The organism is Oceanibaculum nanhaiense, assembly GCF_002148795.1.
Taxonomy (GTDB): Bacteria; Pseudomonadota; Alphaproteobacteria; order Oceanibaculales; family Oceanibaculaceae; genus Oceanibaculum; species Oceanibaculum nanhaiense.
The window spans coordinates 607,695-628,419 of sequence record NZ_MPOB01000001.1 but is presented as its reverse complement, the minus strand read 5'-3'; the positions used below and the strand labels follow the sequence as shown (position 1 = coordinate 628,419).

Annotated in this window: 23 protein-coding genes; 5 read left to right on the top strand and 18 right to left on the bottom strand. The window is 64.6% G+C overall.

Going from position 1 to position 20,725, the window contains the following annotated elements; genetic code table 11:
• Nucleotides 1–159: 159 nt before the first annotated feature.
• From BKM74_RS03095 to BKM74_RS03035, 15 genes are all read right to left on the bottom strand, one after another.
• Nucleotides 160–534 carry a helix-turn-helix domain-containing protein gene (locus tag BKM74_RS03095; RefSeq protein ID WP_176342356.1) on the bottom strand — a complete coding sequence of 125 codons (375 nt, stop codon included), beginning with the start codon at nucleotides 532–534 and terminating at the stop codon, nucleotides 160–162.
• 58 nt (nucleotides 535–592) lie between these two features.
• Nucleotides 593–1,042 (bottom strand): hypothetical protein, encoded by a 450-nt coding sequence (locus tag BKM74_RS18465; RefSeq protein WP_140056006.1) that lies wholly within the window; start codon nucleotides 1,040–1,042, stop codon nucleotides 593–595.
• Between the two features lie 308 nt (nucleotides 1,043–1,350).
• On the bottom strand, nucleotides 1,351–2,007 hold the full coding sequence (locus tag BKM74_RS03090) for a nitrile hydratase subunit alpha (RefSeq protein ID WP_086464202.1): 657 nt from the start codon (nucleotides 2,005–2,007) through the stop codon (nucleotides 1,351–1,353).
• A complete protein-coding gene (locus tag BKM74_RS19060) occupies nucleotides 2,004–2,312 on the bottom strand; it encodes an SH3-like domain-containing protein (RefSeq protein ID WP_281251439.1) in 309 nt (102 codons plus the stop codon). Before BKM74_RS19060 ends, BKM74_RS03090 begins: the two co-directional genes overlap by 4 nt.
• The gene (locus tag BKM74_RS19055; protein ID WP_217895432.1) at nucleotides 2,309–2,656 is read right to left on the bottom strand and encodes an SH3-like domain-containing protein; all 348 of its coding nucleotides are present in this window, start codon (nucleotides 2,654–2,656) and stop codon (nucleotides 2,309–2,311) included. The genes BKM74_RS19060 and BKM74_RS19055 overlap by 4 nt, the downstream gene beginning before the upstream one ends.
• Before the next feature lie 67 nt (nucleotides 2,657–2,723).
• Nucleotides 2,724–4,226 carry a carboxypeptidase M32 gene (locus BKM74_RS03075; RefSeq protein ID WP_086464201.1) on the bottom strand — a complete coding sequence of 501 codons (1,503 nt, stop codon included), beginning with the start codon at nucleotides 4,224–4,226 and terminating at the stop codon, nucleotides 2,724–2,726.
• Nucleotides 4,223–4,975: an SURF1 family protein gene (locus tag BKM74_RS03070; RefSeq protein ID WP_086464200.1), complete on the bottom strand. Its 753-nt coding sequence runs from the start codon at nucleotides 4,973–4,975 to the stop codon at nucleotides 4,223–4,225. The genes BKM74_RS03075 and BKM74_RS03070 overlap by 4 nt, the downstream gene beginning before the upstream one ends.
• Nucleotides 4,968–5,336 carry a DUF983 domain-containing protein gene (locus tag BKM74_RS03065; RefSeq protein ID WP_086464199.1) on the bottom strand — a complete coding sequence of 123 codons (369 nt, stop codon included), beginning with the start codon at nucleotides 5,334–5,336 and terminating at the stop codon, nucleotides 4,968–4,970. The genes BKM74_RS03070 and BKM74_RS03065 overlap by 8 nt, the downstream gene beginning before the upstream one ends.
• 31 nt (nucleotides 5,337–5,367) lie before the next feature.
• Nucleotides 5,368–6,168, bottom strand: a complete 801-nt coding sequence (locus tag BKM74_RS03060) for a cytochrome c oxidase subunit 3 (protein WP_086464198.1) — start codon at nucleotides 6,166–6,168, stop codon at nucleotides 5,368–5,370.
• Between the two features lie 102 nt (nucleotides 6,169–6,270).
• Entirely contained in the window at nucleotides 6,271–6,900 is a 630-nt protein-coding gene (locus BKM74_RS03055) for a cytochrome c oxidase assembly protein (RefSeq protein WP_086464197.1), read from the bottom strand.
• Between the two features lie 4 nt (nucleotides 6,901–6,904).
• On the bottom strand, nucleotides 6,905–7,048 hold the full coding sequence (locus BKM74_RS18660; protein WP_176342316.1) for a hypothetical protein: 144 nt from the start codon (nucleotides 7,046–7,048) through the stop codon (nucleotides 6,905–6,907).
• Entirely contained in the window at nucleotides 7,045–7,971 is a 927-nt protein-coding gene (locus tag BKM74_RS03050; RefSeq protein ID WP_086464262.1) for a heme o synthase, read from the bottom strand. Before BKM74_RS03050 ends, BKM74_RS18660 begins: the two co-directional genes overlap by 4 nt.
• Nucleotides 7,972–8,082: 111 nt before the next feature.
• A complete protein-coding gene (gene ctaD, locus BKM74_RS03045; RefSeq protein ID WP_086464196.1) occupies nucleotides 8,083–9,672 on the bottom strand; it encodes a cytochrome c oxidase subunit I in 1,590 nt (529 codons plus the stop codon).
• Nucleotides 9,673–9,773: 101 nt separating this feature from the next.
• A complete protein-coding gene (gene coxB, locus BKM74_RS03040) occupies nucleotides 9,774–10,619 on the bottom strand; it encodes a cytochrome c oxidase subunit II (protein WP_086464195.1) in 846 nt (281 codons plus the stop codon).
• A 292-nt stretch (nucleotides 10,620–10,911) separates the two neighbouring features.
• On the bottom strand, nucleotides 10,912–12,303 hold the full coding sequence (locus tag BKM74_RS03035; RefSeq protein ID WP_245825763.1) for a DUF3422 family protein: 1,392 nt from the start codon (nucleotides 12,301–12,303) through the stop codon (nucleotides 10,912–10,914).
• A 99-nt stretch (nucleotides 12,304–12,402) separates the two neighbouring features.
• Here BKM74_RS03035 and tldD point away from each other — a divergent pair, with 99 nt between their 5' ends.
• From tldD to BKM74_RS03020, 3 genes are all read left to right on the top strand, one after another.
• Nucleotides 12,403–13,842, top strand: coding sequence for a metalloprotease TldD (gene tldD / locus BKM74_RS03030; RefSeq protein WP_086464194.1), 1,440 nt, complete (start codon nucleotides 12,403–12,405; stop codon nucleotides 13,840–13,842).
• A 93-nt stretch (nucleotides 13,843–13,935) separates the two neighbouring features.
• Nucleotides 13,936–14,238, top strand: coding sequence for a DUF1244 domain-containing protein (locus BKM74_RS03025; RefSeq protein WP_086464193.1), 303 nt, complete (start codon nucleotides 13,936–13,938; stop codon nucleotides 14,236–14,238).
• 145 nt (nucleotides 14,239–14,383) lie between these two features.
• Entirely contained in the window at nucleotides 14,384–15,541 is a 1,158-nt protein-coding gene (locus BKM74_RS03020) for a succinylglutamate desuccinylase/aspartoacylase family protein (protein WP_086464192.1), read from the top strand.
• A 91-nt stretch (nucleotides 15,542–15,632) separates the two neighbouring features.
• Here the strand turns inward: BKM74_RS03020 and BKM74_RS03015 are convergent, their stop codons facing one another.
• On the bottom strand, nucleotides 15,633–16,151 hold the full coding sequence (locus BKM74_RS03015; RefSeq protein ID WP_086464191.1) for a hypothetical protein: 519 nt from the start codon (nucleotides 16,149–16,151) through the stop codon (nucleotides 15,633–15,635).
• Nucleotides 16,152–16,405: 254 nt separating this feature from the next.
• Here BKM74_RS03015 and BKM74_RS03010 point away from each other — a divergent pair, with 254 nt between their 5' ends.
• Nucleotides 16,406–16,726, top strand: a complete 321-nt coding sequence (locus tag BKM74_RS03010) for a DUF2312 domain-containing protein (protein ID WP_086464190.1) — start codon at nucleotides 16,406–16,408, stop codon at nucleotides 16,724–16,726.
• A gap of 283 nt (nucleotides 16,727–17,009) precedes the next feature.
• Here the strand turns inward: BKM74_RS03010 and pyk are convergent, their stop codons facing one another.
• Nucleotides 17,010–18,428 carry a pyruvate kinase gene (gene pyk, locus BKM74_RS03005; protein WP_086464189.1) on the bottom strand — a complete coding sequence of 473 codons (1,419 nt, stop codon included), beginning with the start codon at nucleotides 18,426–18,428 and terminating at the stop codon, nucleotides 17,010–17,012.
• 22 nt (nucleotides 18,429–18,450) lie between these two features.
• On the bottom strand, nucleotides 18,451–19,746 hold the full coding sequence (locus tag BKM74_RS03000) for a glycerate kinase type-2 family protein (protein WP_086464188.1): 1,296 nt from the start codon (nucleotides 19,744–19,746) through the stop codon (nucleotides 18,451–18,453).
• 132 nt (nucleotides 19,747–19,878) lie between these two features.
• Between BKM74_RS03000 and BKM74_RS02995 the strand changes: the two genes are divergently transcribed.
• Complete coding sequence (locus BKM74_RS02995) at nucleotides 19,879–20,724, top strand: IclR family transcriptional regulator domain-containing protein (RefSeq protein WP_086464187.1); 846 nt, start codon at nucleotides 19,879–19,881, stop codon at nucleotides 20,722–20,724.
• Nucleotide 20,725: the final 1 nt, after the last annotated feature.

Below are 20,725 nucleotides of genomic sequence, written 5' to 3'. Positions count from 1 at the left end.
CAAGCTGATCTATGGATCTGGATAAATCTGGGTACTCAGTAAATAAAAATTCATTACGAATAGATTCAATAGCAGCCGGAAGATATATTCCTCTGTGTGGAATAATTTCAACAGGTGGAAAGAGCACTAAAAGCCTTCCCATTTCCCAACCAATAATTTTCATATGGATTCCTTTATTGTCACCAAATGATTACGCTGGCGGCTTGGTTCGACCATCACCTTCGATGACATTGAGTCATGTGAAACAATGCCGCCACAAACCTGCCCAGTGCCTTTTTCCATCTCGCCTCGAAGGCCTGGTGAAATTTCATGCAACGCACCAGCCTTCGCAAGCGCGGCATTGTTGCCGTTATAAATCTCTTCTTTCGGAAACGATATTTTTACTGTTCGACCATACGCCCACGCCAATTCTCCTAGCCGGCCTATGCTCAAATCTTGTGTTCCTCGAAGCTCTCGATTGATTACAGATCTGTGAACGCCAATGGCACGAGCTACATCGGACTGTGTAATTCCCGATTCCTTTTTTTCAGCCACAACAATTTTCTGGAGTTCCCGTCTAATCCTAGCGATCAGGCGCGTGGCTTCCCGCCTACTAGGCGGTATCGAAATCTGAAATGACGTCATAAGGGTTATCTCCAACTACGCACTTGGGTTCGTCTAAATTCAACTGATCGCGCCGACGCTTGGCCTGCACGCTGTAACCCTTATAAAGATCGTGCTCCTTGACACGCTGCGCAAGATCGATATCCGCTGCAATAAAGTGGTCCTTTTGCTGAAACCATCCAAAAATTCTTATGTCTGCGGTTTTTAGCTCCCATATGCCATCACCTAGATGGTTTAGCGACTTGAACTGGATGCTGTGAATCAGCCTTTCCCCGGAACAAAATTCCCAAAAAAGGACACCAACCTGCTCGCGCGGGCTTTCCGCTATGTTCCATGAAGAAACTAGGCTCGGAAGCTCCTTTTCCAGCCATTTTTTTACATTTGGCAGCAGATAGATACAGCGCCACTCTTGCTCATCATGCGCGAGGTCAGCGTCCAATTTAACGAGAGCCCCAGAGCTCACTAATTCTATAAGCGTTGCCATTTAAGTCAACAATTTTTAAGCCACTAGGTGTTGTGGTGTTTCATATTCAACTCAAGCATGTACAAAGATTAACAAAATCACATAAACAAGAAACTGTCTCAGATTTAATTCAATCTGGTAACATCTGTGCACATGTTAATTGTCGGGCTTGACCCAATGGGCTTGGGGCAAATTCAGGAGCCATGGCCAGGGACAATATAGGCAAGGCTCCGCCCCTGCCCCCCAGATCAAGCCCGAGGGTGACGAATAAAGAGGATGCCCCCTCACACCTGCGGCAATGCCACGCCGATCATGGTGTCGCGGGTGACCAGCGCCTCCAGCTTTTCCGCACTCCAGCCTTCGGTGCCGGCGGGGCGGCGCGGGATGATCAGATAGCGCAGGTCGGCGGTGGAATCATGCACCCTGACCTCGACATCGTCGGGGATCTCGGTGCCGAACTCCTTCAGCACCGCGCGCGGCTCGCGGATCACCCGGCTGCGATAGGCGCGCGCCTTGTACCAGTCCGGCGGCAGGCCGATCAGCAGCCGCGGATAGCAGGAGCACAGCGTGCAGACCACGACATTGTGCGTGGCCTCCGTGTTCTCGATGGCCTTGATCGGGATGCCGCCGGCATCAATGTCCAGTTCCGAAGCCGCCGCGATCACATCGGCCAGCATGCGCTGCTTGAAGGCCGGATCGGTCCAGGCCTTTGCCACCATCTTCGATCCCGCTGCCGGGCTTTTGGCGTCGATGGCCTCCAGCATCTTCCGCAGCTCAACCGGCTCGATAATGCCCTTGGCGAGCAGCAGGTCGGCCACCGCCTCGGTCATCGCCTGATGATGGGTCAGCGGGCGGTCCTCGATATCCGGCTGGAACGGCCCGTGGCCATGGGGATGATCGTGGTCATGGCCGTGATCGTGGGGATGGTCGTGCCCGCTCATCGCGCTGCCTCCAGCCAGTTTTCATAGACATCGATCACCGCCGTGTCGCGCTCCGGCCCATCATAATCCGGCCAGAGATCGGCCTGGCGGAACACCACGCGGTAGAGCGGCAGGGACGGCTTGCCCTCGCGGCCATAGGCCAGCTCCTCCGGGTTGGCGAAGCCGCCCACCAGCTCCTCCACCACGCCCGGCTTGCCCCGGCAGAAGAACGGCGCACGGACATGGCCGGGCGGATAGGCAACACGCACCCTGACCGCATCGCCGGGCCGGAAGGAAGCCGGCCGGTCCAGCGTCCCGGCGCTCACGGATGCTCTCCGGGCGCGCAGGTGATCTTCGCCGCCTCGGCATGGCGGGCCTGCGCCGCTTCCATCGCGCGGCCCAGCTCGTCCACCGTGACCACGCCCTTTTCCAGCAGATTGTTGGTGATCGAGGCGATCCAGCGCTCGTAATAGGTCAGCTCGTCATAGATGCCCGGCCCCATCTCCTCGATGCCGCGCCGCAGCTCATCGACGGTCAGGATCCTGCGCTTGGAATCGGTCAGCAGCCGCATGATCGCGTCCACCTTCTTCTCCCACGGCGCGTACTCATGCTCGGCCTGTTCGACCGGCCCGGCGGGCAATCCGCCCATGTCGTGATGGCGGCGATGCATGGCGACCTCCGGCTGTTGTCTTTTGGCGAGTGTTCCAGAGGCCGGGGGCCGGCGCAAGGGGGGCGGCTTACGCCCCCAGATAGCGCCGTTCGAGATGCGCCTTGAAGGCGGTGGTGGAGAGCGGCGCGCCGGTCGCGCGGGCCAGCAGCTCGTCGGCGGAATAGCGCGAGCCATGGGCATGCACATTGGCGCGCAGCCAGCCGACCAGCGGCGCGAAATCGCCGCGCGCGATACCGGGCAGGATATCGGGCTGCTGCTGCGTGGCGGCGGCGAAAAGCTGCGCCGCCATCATCGCGCCCAGCGTGTAGGTCGGGAAATAGCCGATGGCGCCATCGTACCAGTGGATATCCTGCAGGCAGCCCAGCCGGTCATCCGGCGGCGTGACGCCCAGCAGGTCGCGCATGCCGTCGTTCCAGGCACCGGGCAGGTCGGCCACATCAAGATCGCCGGAGACGATGGCGCGTTCCAGCCGGTAGCGCAGGATGACATGCAGCGGGTAGGTCACCTCGTCGGCATCGACGCGGATGAAGCCGCGCTCGACGCGGGTATAGAGGCGGCGCAGCATCTCAGGCGTGTAGGCCGGGCCGGAAACGCCGAAGGCCTCGCGGATCAGCGGGGCCGCGAAATCCAGAAAGGCCGGCGACCGGCAGGCCTGCATCTCCACCAGCAGCGACTGGCTTTCATGCACGGTCATGCCGCGCGCCTGCCCGATCGGCTGGTGTCGCCAGGGCGCCGCCGGCAGGCCCAGCTCATAGAGCGCATGGCCGGTCTCGTGCAGCACACCCATCAGGCTCTGGGTGAAATCGCCCTCGTCATAGCGCGTGGTGATGCGGATATCGTCCGGCCCGCCGCCGCAGAACGGATGCAGCGAGACATCCAGCCGGCCCCGGTCGAAATCGAACCCCGCAGCCGTCATCAGCTTGCGGCCCAATGCCGCCTGGCTGTCGGTGGCGAACGGCCCCTGCGGCAGGGCGAGCGGCGGCTCGGCTGCCTGCCTCTCCAGCACGCGTTCCAGCAGCGGCGGCAGGAAAGCCGCCAGATCGTCGAACACCGGGTCGATCCGGGCCGCGCGGTTGCCGGGATCGTACTGGTCGAGCAGCGCGTCATAGGGATCGAGCCCCAGCGCCGCCGCCTTCACCGCCGCCATCTCGCGGGTCAGCCGCACGACCTCCCGCAGATGCGGCAGCACGGCGGCGAAATCGCTGTTCTTGCGGGCCGAGCGCCAGACCATCTCGCAGGCAGAGCTGGCCTTGGAGCGCGCTTCCACCAGATCGGCCGGCACGGCGGTGGCATGGGCATGCTGGCGGCGCATCAGCGCCAGGTTCGCCGCCGGCCAGTCCTCGAGAGTCTCCGCCCCGGCGGCTTCCAGCAGGTCAGCCATATCGGGGGCGGTCAGCAGCTCATGCGACAGCACGCTCAGCGTCGCCAGCTGCTCGCCGCGCGCCTCGGCACCGCCATCGGGCATGATGACCGACATGTCCCACCCCAGGATGCCGCCCACCCCGTCGAGCACGGACAGCCGGTGAAAGCGCCGCTCCAGCGCCTTGTATGCGCCGGCGGCATTGCTCATTTGGCGGCGTCCCGGTCCTCGCGCTCGGTGCGGCGGTGCCACATCACATAGACGACGATCAGACCGAAGGCCATGGCGAACCAGGTGATGGCATATTGCAGATGCTCGTTGCGCAGCCCGATCATCGGGTCGGCGCCAATCGGCAGCTGCGGCCCGGCCTCACGGCGCAATTCATCGATATAATAGTTGGGCACGCCCTCTGCTTTGGCGAAGGCGGCCATCTGCGGCACATCGACATAGAACCACATGCCGCGCCCCGGCTCATTGTCCGGCGTGAAGGAATTGCGCAGTCCGGCCCGGCGCACGATGCCCTCGACCGTCACCGTGCCCGTGGGCTGGCTTTCCGGGCGGCGCGCGGCATCCTTGCGGTCGTCGGGAATCCAGCCGCGATTGACCAGCAGCACGCGGCCCTCTGCCGTGCGCAGCGGGGTGACGACATGGTAGCCGACCGTGCCCTTTTCCGGCCGGCCGATCAGTGGCATCTCGAACTGGTGCAGCCATTCGCCGGTGGCGGTCACACGGCGGAACTCGAATTCCTCGATGTCCGCGCCAGCGCCGGGTGCGGGGATCGCCGGCGCCATCATCCGGCTTTCCAGCCGGTCGATCAGCCCTTCCTTCCAGGCCATGCGCTGCAGCTGCCAGGATCCCAGGCCCAGCATGACGACAATCATCGGCAGCGAGATCAGCGTCGGCCACAGGCGCGGGCGGAAACCGAGGGTGCGATGCAGGGTGGAGCGTGTATCAGTCATGTGCGGTCCCGCGATGCTTGTATTGCAGGGCGATCAGCACGCCCTTGAACAGACGCAGCAGGCCGAGCGCTCCCGCCAGGATAACGATGGACCACAGCACGGCATGCAGCCAGAGCGGCGGCTGGAAGGCCGATTCGACCCAGAGGGCGAGAGGCACGACGATGATTCCCAGCGCGAAGATCACGAACACCGCCGGGCCGTCGCCGCTGTCATGATTGCGCAGATCGAGGCCGCAGGCATCGCAAGTATCCGCCACCTGCAGATAGCCGGAAAAAAGCCTGCCGCGTCCACAGCGCGGACAGCGGCAGGCCAGACCGGTCAGAACAGGCGATAGCGGCGGATAGGACGGTGCCTCGTTCATCCTCTGCTCGGTTGTTCCGGGCGGCGGGGGATTACGCCCCCCACCAGTAGATGGCGACGAACAGGAACAGCCAGACCACGTCCACGAAGTGCCAGTACCAGGCCGCCGCCTCGAAGCCGAAATGCTGCTGCGGCGTGAAATGGCCCTGATAGGCGCGGATCAGGCAGACCGCCAGGAAGATGGTGCCGACGATGACATGGAAGCCGTGGAAGCCGGTCGCCATGTAGAAGGTCGAGGCGTAGATGCCATCGGTGAAGCCGAAGGCGGCATGGCTGTATTCGAAAGCCTGCAGCGCGGTGAAGCACATGCCCAGCAGGACGGTCAGCCACAGGCCGCGGATCAGGTCGCGGCGGTTGCCCTCGATCAGCGCATGGTGCGCCCAGGTCACGGTGCAGCCCGACAGCAGCAGGATCAGCGTGTTGATGAAGGGCAGTTCGAACGGATCGAAGGTGACGATCTCCGCCGGCGGCCAGACCCCGCCGATGACCTCGGTCGGATAGAAGGCCGAGGCGAAGAAGGCCCAGAAGAAGGCGGCGAAGAACATCACCTCGGAGGCGATGAACAGGATCATGCCGTAGCGCAGGCCAAGCTGCACCACGCTGGTGTGGTACTTGCCGCTATTGGCCTCGCGGATCACGTCGCGCCACCAGAAGAACATGGTGGCCAGGACCAGGGCGAGGCCGAGGAACAGCACCCAGTAGCCCTTGTCGTGCATGCCCATCGCGCCACCGATGGCGGTCACGAAGGCCGCAATGGACCCCACGAAGGGCCACGGGCTCGGATCGACGAGATGGTACGGATGCTTCTGGTGCGTGGCGTGTGCGTCGCTCATCCCTCAAAACCCCTTCAGCTTACAGGCGGCATGACCGCCCGTCGGCGTGTTTCCCCAGTCTAACTTCAAGAACACTAACTCAAGTACGCTAACTCAAAACCGTCAATTCACCCGCGCGCCGTCGCCCGCCGCGTCTGCGGGCTTCAGCTCGCTGGTTTGCCGGACACCCGCCAGGGACTGGTCAGGGGCCGGAAAGAAGGTATAGCTCAAGGTAATCGTCGTGACATCGTCCAAATTGCGGTCATCGACGATCGCCGGATCGACGAAATAGGACACCGGCATCTCGATGCGCTCGCCCGGCTGCAGGACCTGCTCGGTGAAGCAGAAGCACTGCAGCTTGTTGAAATAGATGCCGGCCTTGTGCGGCGTCACGCTGTAGGTCGCGGTGCCGACAATCGGCACGTCGCCATTGTTGACCGCCTCATAGAGCGCCAGGCCGTTCTCGCCGACATGAACCTTTTCGGAAATCTGCAGCGGCTTGAAGCGCCATTTCAGGTCCGGGCTGGTATTGGCGTCGAAGCGCACGGTGATCATGCGCTCGCCCATCTTCTCCGGCAGTACATCCGCCTGCCGCGTGGTGCCGCCATAACCGGTGACCCGGCAGAACATCTCATACAGCGTGCTGCTGTAGGCGGTCAGCGTCGTCATCCCGCCCAGGATCAGCAGCACGCCGCCAACCGCAATCCAGTTGCGGCCTGTCTTGCGCGGCGTCTGAGTCGGCGTGGTGTTCATCGCCTCACCCCATCTTCACGATAGTAATGGCGTAGAACAGGACAGCCAGCCCCAGCAGCACCCACAGCAGGGCGCGGTTGCGCGGACGGCGGTTACGCCGAAAGGAGTCGCGATCCCGGTTTTCCATATCCTGTTCCATGACGCTCACATCCAGCCTCCCAGCGCTACCAGGTTCCAGGTGCGGTCCAGAATCAGCAGGCTGAAGATCAACAGGAGATACAGGATCGAATAGGCAAAAAGATGGCGCGCGGCCAGTTCGGCACGTGGCCCGTCGCCCGCACGCCAGATGCGCCAGGCGCCCGCCAGGAAGATCGCGCCCAGCAGACTGGCCCCGACCCCATAGAAGGCGCCGGAGGTGCCAAGCGGCCAGGGCAGCACGGCCAGCGGCGCCAGCAGCACCGAATAGATCAGGATCTGGCGGCGGGTCTCCCGCTTGCCGGAAACCACCGGCAGCATCGGCACGCCGGCGCGGGCATAATCCTCGCAGGCGAACAGCGACAGCGCCCAGAAATGCGGCGGGGTCCACATGAAGATGATTGCGAACAGCACCACCGAATCGATGCTGACGCCGCCGGTCACGGCCGCCCAGCCAATCATCGGCGGGAAGGCGCCGGCAGCGCCGCCGATCACGATGTTCTGCGGCGTGCTGCGCTTCAGCCACATGGTATAGATGAAGACATAGAAAGCGATGGTGAGCGCCAGCAGGGCGGCCGCCACCCAGTTCACCGCCAGCCCCATCACCATGACCGAGAAGCCGGACAGCACCGCCCCGAAGGCCAGCGCGGCTTCCGGGTCGATCCGCCCGCGCACGATGGGGCGGCCCTGGGTGCGGGTCATTACCGCATCGATATCGCGGTCGTACCACATGTTGATGGCGCCCGACGCGCCGGCGCCGATGGCGATGCACAGGATGGCGATGGCACCCAGGATCGGATGGATCGATCCCGGTGCCAGATACATCCCGACGAAGCCGGTGAACACCACCAGCGACATGACGCGCGGCTTCAGCAGCTCGACATAGTCGGCCACACCGGGGACGCCAAGCGAGGGCCCTTCGGCCCCCGCCCGCATCGTCGTCGCTTGCAGCTGGACGTCGCTCACTTTTTGGCTATCCCGCTCGCTTTACGGAAGACCCGGAGGATCCCCTCAATCGCGTGACCCTGGGCCAACTGACCCTGAAGGTCACTTGACCTGGGGGATTTCCTCGAAGGTGTGGAAGGGCGGCGGCGAAGAAACCGTCCACTCCAGCGTATCGGCACCCTCGCCCCACTGGTTCGCCGGCACCTTGGCACCCGAAGTGAAGGTGCGCAGCACGACGAACAGGAAGAAGAACATGGCGGCGATGGAGATATACGAGCCGATGGAGGAGACGTAGTTCCAGCCATGGAACGCATCCGGATAATCCGGGATACGGCGCGGCATGCCGGCCAGACCCAGGAAGTGCATCGGGAAGAAGGTCAGGTTCACACCGATGAAGGTCATCCAGAAATGGATCTTGCCCAGCGTCTCCGGATACTGGCGGCCGCTCATCTTGCCGATCCAGTAATAGAAGCCGGCGAAGATCGCGAACACCGCGCCCAGCGACAGCACGTAATGGAAGTGGGCGATCACGTAGTAGGTGTTGTGCAGCGCCACGTCCACGCCGGCATTGGCCAGCACCACGCCGGTCACGCCGCCGACGGTGAACAGGAAGATAAAGCCGACGGCCCACAGCATCGGGGTGTCGAACTTGATCGAGCCGCCCCACATGGTGGCAATCCAGGAGAAGATCTTAATGCCGGTCGGCACCGCGATAACCATGGTCGCCGCCGTGAAATAGGCGCGGGTATCGACGTCCAGACCCACCGTGTACATGTGGTGCGCCCAGACGATGAAGCCGACGAAGCCGATCGACACCATCGCATAGGCCATCCCGAGATAGCCGAACACCGGCTTGCGCGAGAAGGTCGAGACGATGTGGCTGATGATGCCGAAGGCCGGCAGAATCATGATGTACACCTCCGGATGACCGAAGAACCAGAAGAGGTGCAGGAACAGGATCGGGTCGCCGCCGCCGGCCGGATCGAAGAAGCTGGTGCCGAAATTACGGTCGGTCAGCAGCATGGTGATGGCGCCGGCCAGAACCGGCAGCGACAGCACCAGCAGGAAGGCGGTGATCAGCATCGCCCACACGAACAGCGGCATCTTGTGCAGCGTCATGCCCGGCGCGCGCATGTTGAAGATGGTGGTGATGAAGTTGACCGCGCCCAGGATCGAGGACACGCCGGCGACATGCAGCGACAGGATGGCGAAATCGACCGCCATGCCCGGATGGCCGTTCGGCCCCGACAGCGGCGGATAGATCGTCCAGCCCACGCCGGCGCCGCCATCCACGAAGGCCGCCAGCAGCAGCAGGCCGAAAGCCGGGATCAGCAGCCAGAAGCTGATGTTGTTCATGCGCGGAAAGGCCATGTCCGGCGCGCCGATCATCAGCGGCACGAACCAGTTGCCAAAACCGCCGATCAGCGCCGGCATGACCATGAAGAACACCATGATCAGGCCGTGCGCGGTGATGATGACGTTCCACTCCTGGCCGCCCGACATGTACTGGATCCCCGGATCCTGCAGCTCCATACGCATATAGAGCGAGAACAGGCCGCCGATGATGCCGGCACAGATGGCGAAGATCAGGTACATCGTGCCGATGTCCTTGTGGTTCGTCGAATAGACGTACCGCCGCCAGCCGCTGGGATGATGATCGTGATGGTCGTGCGCTGCCGATGCCTGCGCCATGGATCAACCTTTCCTTGCTTTCAAAGGTGTCCACCGTTCGGGCGGACAAGCCCTTTACTAATCTCGTTGCGGGCAGCGCGGAAGCGCCGCCCTCCTTCCGATTACTGCGCCGCCGCGGCCGCGACCTTGCGGTCGCCGGAATCCGCGAACTTGTCCTGCGCCTGCTTCACCCAGGCCTCGAACTCGGCCTCGCTGACAGCCTCGACCTTCACCGGCATGTAGGCATGATTCACGCCGCAGATCTGGTTGCACTGGCCGTAATAGGTGCCCGGCTTGTCGATGCGGAACCAGGTCTCGTTGATACGTCCCGGAATGGTGTAGAGCTGCACGCCCAGCGCCGGCACCAGCCAGCTGTGCATCACATCGGCGCCGGCAACCAGCACCCGGATGTTCTTGCCGGCCGGCACGACCAGCGCATTGTCCACTTCCAGCAGGCGCTTCTGACCCGGCTTCAGATCCTCTTCGGGGATCATGTAGCTGTCGAAGGCGAAATCGCCATTATCCGGATAGGCATAGTTCCAGTACCACTGATGGCCGGTGACCTTGATGGTCATATCGGCCTCCTCGGTGCGGTCCATAAAATAGAGCAGCCGGAAGGACGGCACCGCGATCACCACCAGGATGATCACCGGGATCACCGTCCACAGCACCTCGATCAGCGTGTTGTGCGACGTCCTGGACGGGTTCGGGTTCGCCGAGGCGCGGAACCGGACCATGACGTAGATCAGCAGCGCCAGGACGAAGATCACGATGATCGTGATGAGCCACAGCAGCAGATCATGCAATGAATGCAGGCTCTCCTTGCCCGGCGTCACCGGCGTCTGCATGCCAAGCTGCCAGGGCTGCGGCTCCGCCGCCCAGGCACCCGTTGTTAGCCCCACTCCCGCCAGCGCGGCGAGGAGAATCCCGAAGAACACGGTGGCGATTCGCTTCCTATTGCTCGGCATCCTACCCTAATCCCTAGACACAAAATCCGTCCGCACCCTGAAGGCGCGGCATGGACGAAAGGCTCCGCATGCCCATATTGGACCCCGCCCATGACGGACGATGGGGCGGAACCCGGCCCGAACCGTTGCGGCAATCTGTCAGCGGCCTGGCCGCCACGCGCTGCGCACGCTGGCTGTCTATCCATCTTATTCGGATCGGGCAAGCGCGAATTGTGACCAGATGTCGCATCCTGCCGCTTTTTTGCCGCTGGTTTGCCAATTGTTTGGCGGGGTTTTTCCTGTCCGCGCAAGCTTACAGGTCATCTTTTTCCACATCACGGGTCATCCGCCGGCGCATGCCCCGGACACCGCCCCAGACCAGCAGGAAGATGACCGGGATCGCAGCACCCACGACGAGTTCGGGCGAAACCGGAAGCCCCGCCCCCCAGGGCGTGCTCTTCAGCCCCTTCATGGCATAGCCCAGCAGCCCCGCCGCGTAATAGCTGATGGCGACGACCGACAGCCCCTCCACCGTCTCCTGCAGGCGCAATTGCATCATGGCGCGGCGGTTCATCGATTGCAGCAGGTCGCGGTTCTGTGCCTCCAGCTGCACATCGACGCGGGTACGCAGCAATTCGCTGGTCCGCGCCACCCGCGCCGCCAGCCCTTCGAGCCGCTGCTGCACCGAGGTACAGGTGCGCATCGCCGGCAGGAATCGCCGGTTCATGAACTCGCCCAGCGTCTGCAGCCCTTCGAGGCGCGCCTCGCGCAGCTCCTCGATACGCTGCGCCACCAGCGCCGTATAGGCCTTGGCGGCCCCCAGCCGGTAGGCGACGCGCGCGCCGATACGCTCCACCTCCGCTGCGAGGCGGGTCAGCTCGTCGAGCAGCGCGCGGTCGTCACGGCTGTCCTGCCCCGTCGCCAGCGCCGTGGTGATGTTGGAAATCTCCTCCCCCACCTTGGTCAGCGCCGGCCCGGCATCGCGCGCCAGCGGGAAGGCCAGCAGCGCCATCATGCGGTAGGTTTCCATCTCCAGCAGCCGCCGCACCAGCCGGCCGGTCCGGCGCGGCCCCATCTCGTAATCCTGCACCAGGATGCGGCTGAACCCGTCCGGCCCGATGGTGAAATCGGTCCAGGCCGCTGCCGCCCCGCTGCTCATCATGCTGCCGGCGGCCGCATTGCCCCCCGGCAGGGCCCCCAGCAGCGCGGAGGCCTCCGACGCGCCATAACGCGGACCGCCGCGCGCCTCCACCGCGACATGGATGGCGACGATCGTCTGGCCGGGAATGGTCTCGAGCCAGTCCGGCGGCACCCGGCGGATCACCGGGTCGGCAAAGGCCTCCCCGAACGGGCCTTCCAGGATGAAGCCATAGGTCGAAAACTCGGTGTGCCGCTCCCAGCGCAGGGCGAAGCCGCCCATATCGATCATCACCTGGGTCGCCTCCGGGGGCGGCGGCGCAACATCGAAATGGGCGCACAGCCTGGCCAGATGCGCGCGCTCCTGGCTGGCCATCTGTTCCCCGGTCAGCACGGCGATATGCGATATCCGGGCCGGCGCCACCATCGGTTCGAACGGGCGGGCATGCACCTCGTCATTCAGCGCCTGGCGCAGCGGATGCTCCCCCGGCAGGCGCCCCAGGGACGCTTGCCCCAGGAACGCCTCCGGGCGATTCGCCAATGCCGGATCTTCCGTGCTGCCGCTCATATTCCTGCCCCCGAATAGCGTGCCTATGCTGGTTGCGCCGGGCAATGCTGCCTATATCCTTGTCGATAGCACTGCCCGCCGCAACCATAAGGAAGTTTCATGACCGTTCTCGCGCAGACCGACGAACTGTTCTTCACCCGCGCCGGCCTGGACCGCAGCCGCATCGAACGGCTGGTCGGCGAGGCGCTGTCGAGCACCGATGACGGGGAACTCTATCTGGAATACAGCCAGTCGGAGAGTCTCGGCTTCGATGACGGCCGGCTGAAGGCCGCCAGCTTCGACACCGCGCAGGGCTTCGGCCTGCGCTCGGTGATCGGCGACGCCTCCGGCTATGCCCATGCCGCCGAGCTGTCGGAAGACGCCATCCGGCGCGCGGTTTCCACCGTGCAGGCGGTGAAGTCCGGGCAGGGCGGCACGCTGGCCGAGGGGCCGATCGGCACCAACCGGCAGCTCTATACCGACGCCAACCCGCTTTCCGCCGTGCCGTTCGAGACCAAGGTGAAGCTGCTGCAGGACATCGACGCCTATGCGCGGGCGAAGGATCCGCGCGTGCGTCAGGTCTCGGCTTCGGTGGCGGGCAGCTGGAAGGCGGTACAGATCATCCGCCCGGACGGGATGCGGGTCGCCGATATCCGGCCGCTGGTGCGTCTGAACGTCCAGATCGTCGTCGGCGAGGGCGACCGCATGGAAAGCGGCAGCAGCGGCGCCGGCGGGCGCACCGGCTACGACCTTTATCTCGATCCCCGCACCTGGCAGGGCCAGGTCGATGAGGCGCTGCGCCAGGCCATCGTCAATCTGGGATCGATCCCGGCCCCGGCCGGCGAAATGGAAGTCGTCCTGGGCTCCGGCTGGCCCGGCATCATGCTGCATGAGGCGGTCGGCCACGGGCTGGAAGGCGACTTCAACCGCAAGCAGACCTCCGCCTTCTCCGGCAAGATCGGCCAGCAGGTCGCCTCGAAGGGCGTCACCGTGGTCGATGACGGCACGCTGCAGGACCGGCGCGGCTCGCTGACCGTCGATGACGAGGGCACGCCCTCGCAGCGCACCGTGCTGATCGAGGATGGCATCCTGGTCGGCTATATGCAGGACCGGCAGAATGCGCGCCTCATGGGCATGAAGCCGACCGGCAACGGTCGCCGCCAGAGCTTCGGCCACCACCCGATGCCGCGCATGACCAACACGCTGATGATGGCCGGCCAGCACGACCCTGAGGAGATCATCGCCTCGGTGAAGGGGCGTGGCCTCTATGCCGTGAATTTCGGCGGCGGCCAGGTCGACATCACCTCGGGCAAGTTCGTGTTCTCCGCCTCCGAGGCCTATCTCATCGAGAATGGCAAGATCGGCCCGGCGGTGAAGGGGGCGACGCTGATCGGCAACGGCCCGAAGGCGATGACCCAGGTCTCGATGATCGGCAACGATCTGAAGCTGGATGACGGCATCGGCACCTGCGGCAAGGACGGCCAGGGCGTGCCGGTGGGCGTCGGCCAGCCGACCGTGAAGATGGGCGGCATCACCGTCGGTGGCACCCAGGCGGGCTGACGCCCGTCTTGAAGCCGCGATCACCGTTTGACACGCTGGACCCTCGCCCCGACATAGGTGGGCAACCGGTTCGACCGCAACAGGAGGAAAGTCATGAGCCAGATCGACGACAAGACCCGCACCGAGCTTGAGGCCGCTGCCTTCCGCACGCTGGTCGATCATCTGCAGACCCGTACCGACGTGCAGAACATCGATCTGATGAACCTTGCCGGCTTCTGCCGCAACTGCCTGTCGAAATGGTATGCCGCCGCCGCCAAGGACAAGGGGCTGGAGGTCAGCTACGATCAGGCCCGCGAAATCGTCTATGGCATGCCCTACGAGGACTGGAAGGCAAAGTACCAGAGCGAGGCAAATGCCGAGCAGAAGGCGATGTTCGAGAAGATTCACTCGCACTGAACGGCCCGCGGGGCGCACTGAACGGCGCGCGCGGCGGCATCGCCTCTATCCGGCTTGCCTATAACGCATGGCTGACAGCCTCTCCCGCATGGTAAGGACTTTGGCGTAACAACGCCGTCACTTACCAACAGGAGAGGCCCAGCCAATGCCCCGCTCGGTCGAAAAAATCACCCTCGTCAGCCCGTCCCCCGGTACCGAGCGCCATCTTGCGGTGCATCGTTTCGGCACGCCGGGATCGCGCCCGAAAGTCTATCTGCAGGCGGCGATCCATGCCGACGAGCTGCCGGCGATGATGGCGCTGCACCATCTGCGCCCGATGCTGGAAGAGGCCGACGCCAAGGGCCAGATCAAGGGCGAGATCGTTGTCGTGCCGGTCGCCAATCCGGTCGGCCTGGCGCAGAACATCGCCGGCTATCATCTGGGCCGTTTCGACCTGATCAGCCGCGAGAACTTCAACCGCAACTTCCTGGCCGTCGCCGAGGGCATCGCCGATGAGGTGAAGCCGAAGCTGACCAACGACGCCACGAAGAATGTGGAGATCGTGCGCGAGGCGGCGGTCGCCTGGCTCACCGCGCAGGCGCCGCGCAACGAAAATGAATCGCTGAAATTCAACCTGCAGCGGCTGGCCATCGATTCCGACATCTGCCTCGACCTGCATTGCGCCGGCGAGGCGACCATGCATCTGTTCATGCATCAGGACAGCTATGATGAGGGCGGCGCCGAACTGTCGGCCCAGATCGGCAGCATGGCGACGCTGGTCAGCCGGCATGCCAGCGGTGGCGCGCGCGCCTTCTCGCAGGGCATTGGCGGGCTGTGGTCCGACCTGCGCGGGCTGATCCAGGACGAGGCCAAGCCGGTCCCGCAGGCCTGTATCTCGGCCACCGTGGAATATCGCGGCCGGGTCGATGTGACCGACGGCTTCGGCAAGCCGGACGCGGAGAACCTGTTCAAGGTCCTGCAGCGCTACGGCGCCATTGCCGGCGATCCCGGCCCGCTGCCGAAGCCGCTGTGCAAGGCCGTGCCGGTGTCGGCGATGGAAGTCGGCTACGCGCCGATGACCGGCGTGCTGACCTATCACAAGGCGCCGGGCGATATGGTCAAGACCGGCGAGGTGGTGTGCGAGATCATCGACCCCTATGCCGAGGACCAGACCAAGGCCCGCGTGCCGGTGAAGAGCCTGGCCGATGGCGTGCTGTTCGGCCGCCGGCCAGAGCGCATCGCCCGTCCCGGCATGGTGCTGTTCCGCATCGCCTCCGACAAGCCGCTGGCACACCGGATGAACCGCCCCGCACTTGACGACTGAGGCGCTCGACGATTGAGCGGTATCACACAGGCAGTAACAAAAAGGGGCGCCAACCGGCGCCCCTTGCTTTTTATCCCTTCCGCTGTCGCGGTCAGCGCACCATCGCCGGCAGGCCGTCCTTGGCATGCTTTTCATTCTTGGGCGCGGTGTCCATCGGCTTGGCCTTGGTCGGGCCGGTATGCTTCACCCCGCCCGACAGCAGGATATTCTCCAGCGACTTTTCCGTACCGACGCGGAAATCGGCCGGCGCGCGCAGGCTGATCGCCTTTTGCATGAACTGGCGGATTTTCGCGACTTCCTTGTCGCGGGTCTCCTTATCGTCGGCCAGTGCCGCCGCCATGGCGCGATGCACGGCCATGTCGGTCGCCTTGATGTTGGCCGCGCATTCCAGCTTCTGTGCCTCGTCCATCGCGTATTTGCGATAATCGCTGGGCAGTTTCGGATTCTTCGCCTGCTCGATGAGACGCTGGGCCGCACGCTCGGCCGAGGTCGTCTCGGCCTTTTCCGCCATCCCTGCCAGCTGATGAATCTGCGCATCGCAGCGCGCTTTCAGGGCTTCAATGAGCCGGCGTTCGGCCTCCGGGTCTTTCTGCTTCGTTGCCGAAAACATTGGCGTTACTCCCCAAGGTATTAACCTTAATAATAGTTAAGACCGTACTTCGTATACAAAACGTTAACGAAACTGAATATTTTTTGCAATCAAATGATTGTGAGTAAGTATTCAAAATTTTTCTTAAATCTTTAGGCAATATGCTCCGGCGAACATGAAGCAACGCCAGATGACACAGTCCGCTTGCGGCGGTGGGGGGCTTGCGGCTATCGTCGCGGACAACGCGACACCCAATCATATGCAGAGGATGATCCATGCCTGACGTCGGCGGCATCGCGGGCGAACGCCTGCGTTCCTTTATCGAACGCATCGAGCGGCTGGAGGAGGAGAAGGCGGCGCTGGCCGCCGATATCCGCGAGATCTACGCCGAGGCCAAGGGCACGGGCTTCGACACCAAGATCATGCGCCAGGTACTGAAGCTGCGGAAACTGGACCGCGAGGACCGGCAGGAGCAGGAAACCCTGCTCGACCTCTATCTGCAGGCGCTGGGCATGATGCCCGGGAGCGGTGAGGGCAGCGAGGCCGAGAGCGGCACCGGCGGCATGGCGGACGACCGCGACCAGGCGGCGGAGTAAGCGCGGCCTTTCGCGCTTTTCCTCAAGCGATTCAATCGGAATTTTCTTTCCCTCGCCCTCCGCTGATGGCGACCCATTGCCATCCGCTATCGCTTGCCAAAAGGGGGGAGAGGGTTGCGCAGCCTTATGAGCGAAGCGAATTAGGCGGAGCTGGGTGAGGGGGTATTGCACGGACGGAGCCGGACTCCCCTCACCCGGCATTCGCTAGGCTCATTTCATTCGCCAAGCTTCCTCATCCCTCTCCCCTTCCGGGGCGAGGGATTTTTTTTTACGTCTTCCCCCCTCACACCCGGGCGATGCGCAGCACGTTGGTCGCCCCCGGCGTGCCGAAGGGAACGCCGGCGGTGATCACGATCTTGTCGTCCTTGCGGGCAAAGCCTTCGCGGAGGGTCACGGTCTGCGCGCTCTGCACCATGTCGGAGAAATTCCGCACATCGCGCATCGGCACCGGATGCACCCCCCAGGCAAGAACCAGCCGGCGCGCCGTGGCGAGGCTGGCGGTCAGGCACAGGATCGGCACCGGCGGCCGCTCCCGCGAGGCACGCAGCGTGGTCGAGCCGGAAGTGGTGTAGGTGACGATGGCGGCGGCGCCGATGGTCTCGGCAACGCTGCGCGCCGCCGCGGTGATCGCGTCCTGGCCGGTCGCGTCCGGCGTGCCATGGACCGCATCGAGGATGGTGCGGTAGAGATCGTCGCGCTCCACCCGCTCGATGATGCGGTTCATCATCGTCACCGATTCGACCGGATATTGGCCCGCCGCCGATTCCGCCGACAGCATGACCGCATCCGCGCCGTCATAGACCGCCGTGGCCACGTCCGATACTTCGGCGCGGGTCGGCGCCGGGGCGGTGATCATCGATTCGAGCATCTGGGTGGCGACGATCACCGGCTTGCCGGCCATGCGGCAGGCGCGGACGATGCGCTTCTGCATCGGCGGCACATCTTCCGGCGCCATCTCGACGCCCAGATCGCCGCGCGCCACCATGACCGCGTCGGTCTGTTCGATGATCCCGTCCAGATATTTGATCGCCGAGGGTTTCTCCAGCTTGGCGATGATGGTGGCGCGCCCGGCGATCAGCTTGCGCGCCTCGGCGATATCCTCCGGCCGCTGCACGAAGGACAACGCCACCCAGTCCACGCCCTGATCGAGGCCGAATTGCAGGTCGCGCCGGTCCTTGTCGGTCAGCGGCGACAGATCCAGCACCGCATTCGGCACGTTCACGCCCTTGCGGTCTGACAGCGGCCCGCCGGAGATGATCTCGGTCTCGGCCGATTCGGCGTCGCAGGAGATCACCTTCAGCCGGATCTTGCCGTCATCCAGCAGCAGCGCGTCGCCGGGATGCAGCGCCTTGAAGATTTCCGGGTGCGGCAGGCAGACCCGCTTGCCATCGCCCGGCGCCTTGTCGAGGTCGAGCCGGAAATGCCGTCCCGCATGCAATTCGATGCGGCCGCCCGTGAAGGTGCCGACGCGCAGCTTCGGCCCCTGCAGATCCATCATGATGCTGATCGGCCGGCCGGTCTCCTCTTCCAGCGCCCTGATCATCCGGACGCGCTCGGCATGGTCGGCATGGTCGCCATGGCTGAAATTCAGCCGGAACACATCCGCCCCGGCGGCGAACAGCGCCCTGATCTGCTCCGCCGTCGAGGAGGCCGGCCCAAGCGTGGCGACGATCTTTGCGCAGCGCTGACGTCGCATGGTCATTCCCTCTTGTCCGTTCATCGTGTCAGGCATCGGGCATCACAAGGATGGCCCGGAAATCATTCACATTGGTCAGGGTGGGCCCGGTCATCACCAGATCGCCCAGCGTCTGGAAGAAACCGTAACCGTCATTATCAGCCAGCCGCTGCTTTGCCGATACCCCTTTCGCCGCCGCGCGGGCAATGCTGTCCGGCGTCAGCACAGCACCCGCATTATCCTCCGTCCCGTCGATGCCGTCGGTATCGCCGGCAACCGCCCAGACCGACGGATGCCCGCCCAACGCCACGGCGAGGCCCAGCAGGAATTCCACATTGCGCCCGCCGCGCCCCTGGCCGCGCACGGTCACCGTGGTCTCGCCACCCGACAGCAGAACGCAGGGGGCGGGCGCCGGCTGGCCGTGCCGCGCCACCTGGAATGCAATGCCGGCCATGACAGTTGCAACCTCGCGCGCCTCACCTTCGATGGCGTCGCCCAGAATGACCGGCGTGATACCGGCCTTGCGCGCGAGATCCGCCGCTGCCTCCAGCGAGGCCTGCGGGCGGGCGACCATCGCCAGTTCGGTCTTCTGCAAACGCAGATCGCCCGGCTTGGCACTTTCCTCAAGCGCCGATTCCAGATGCCGGCGCACCGCTTCCGGCGGCTCGATCCCGTATTTCGCCAGCACCGCGCGCGCATCGGCGAAGCTGGTGGGGTCCGGCACCGTGGGGCCGGAGCCGATCACCGCCGGATCGTCGCCCGGCACGTCGGAGATCGCCAGTGTGACCACCCGCGCCGGATGCGCAGCAGCAGCCAGCCGCCCGCCCTTCACCGCCGACAGATGCTTGCGCACGCAGTTCATCTCGCCAATGGTCGCCCCCGATTTCAGCAGCGCGCCGGTGACCGCCTGCTTGTCGGCCAGCGTCAGCCCGTCGGCCGGCAGCGACAGCAGCGCCGAGGCGCCGCCCGACATCAGGCACAGCACCAGATCGTCCGGTCCCAGCCCGCGCACCGTCTCCAGCATGCGGCGCGCCGCCGCCTCGCCGGCGGCATCGGGCACCGGGTGGCTGGCCTCCACCACCTCGATGCGCGCGCAGGGCACGGCATGGTCATAGCGGGTGACGACCAGCCCTTCCAGGTCTCCGCCCTCCCCCTTGGGCCAGTTCTCCTCCACCGCGCGGGCCATGGCGGCGGCGGCCTTGCCGGCACCGACGACGATGGTGCGGCCCTTCGGCCGTGGCGGCAGATGGGCCGGCACGCAGGCGGCGGGGTCTGCCGCCTTGCGGGCGGCCTCGAACAGCGAGAGCAGGAAATCCTGTGGTGCGAAATCGGCGGGCAGGGACATGAAAACGGCGGACCTTTCTTATCGTTGCGTAAAGTATGCTACAGTCCTGACCGCAAACAGAACATCCCTCGTGCGAGGCACAGCGAACAGATGGCGCAAGACAGAGCGGACCGCCTTGGCCGCGCGAGTCACTTGACGCTTGCCAGCAGTGGCGAGGACGAGCCGCAGGCCAGGCGGCGCGGCCGCCCGGCCTCGGGCAATGCCACGCGCGAAAGCGGCCAGGTCCAGTCCCTCACACGGGCGCTGACCCTGCTGGTGGAGATCGCCGGCAGCGATGGCGGCGCCTCGCTCAGCGAGCTGGCGCACCGCGCCGGCCTGCCGCCCTCGACCGCGCACCGGCTGCTGAAGAGCCTGGAGCAGATGGGCTTCGTCCAGCACGACCATCAGCGCGCGCTGTGGAATGTCGGCGTGCAGGCCTTCATGGTCGGCAATGCCTTCCTGCGCTCCCGCGATGTGGTGGAGATCGCCCGCCCCTATATGCGGCGGCTGATGGAGGAATCCGGCGAATCGGTCAATCTCGGCGTGCTCGACGGCCGCGAGGTGGTGTTCCTCGCCCAGGTCGAATGCCGCGAGGTGATGCGGGTGCTGGCCCGGCCGGGCGGGCGCTCGCCGCTGCACTGCTCCGGCCTCGGCAAGGCGCTGCTCTCCGCGCTGCCGACGGAGATCACACGCACTCTGATCGGCAACCATATCCCGCGCTTCACCGACAAGACCCTGGCGACGCATGAAGCGATGGAGCGCGACATGGCGCTGTCGCGCCAGCGCGGCTATGCCATCGACGACGAGGAATATGCCGCCGGGCTGCGCTGCGTCGCCGCCCCGATCCATGACGAGTATGGCGAGCCGATGGCCGCCATCTCGCTGTCCGGCCCCAGTGCGCGGCTGACCGATGCGCGCCTTAAGCTGCTGGGCGAGATGGTGGCCCGCACGGCACAGGCAGTCACCGGCGCCGTCGGCGGGCATCTGCCGGCGGAATAAC